At 53.2% G+C, this 333-nt stretch carries 1 protein-coding gene; it reads left to right on the forward strand.

Annotated features, from left to right (window positions below; genetic code table 11):
- Positions 1 to 28: 28 nt before the first annotated feature.
- The coding region (locus CWC28_RS21615) for a BCCT family transporter (RefSeq protein ID WP_171038369.1) at positions 29 to 333 on the forward strand (305 nt) is incomplete at its 3' end.

Below are 333 nucleotides of genomic sequence, written 5' to 3' on the forward strand. Positions count from 1 at the left end.
CAATAAAAACCTGTCACGAGGTAGGAACATGTTGAAAGGAAAGGAACTGGATGCACTCATCGAGCAGCGAGGTGTCCTGAAGGGGCTCAACTCGACGCTCGGAATCACCGCGATCACCATGACCGTGTTCTTCATTCTCTACGCGATTCTGCTGGGAAAGACGGCCAGTGATCAGTTTCTGGGCATCAAGTCCTGGATAGAGAGCACCCTGGGCTGGTACTACGTGCTGGTGATGTTCTCGACCTTCGTGGTCTGTCTTTACGTGATGTGTTCGCGTGTCGGCAAGATTCGACTGGGGCGTGACGATGAACGGCCCGAGTTCAGCAATTTTGC

The organism is Pseudoalteromonas sp. S4492 (genome assembly GCF_005886115.1).
Lineage (GTDB): Bacteria > Pseudomonadota > Gammaproteobacteria > Enterobacterales > Alteromonadaceae > Pseudoalteromonas > Pseudoalteromonas gelatinilytica.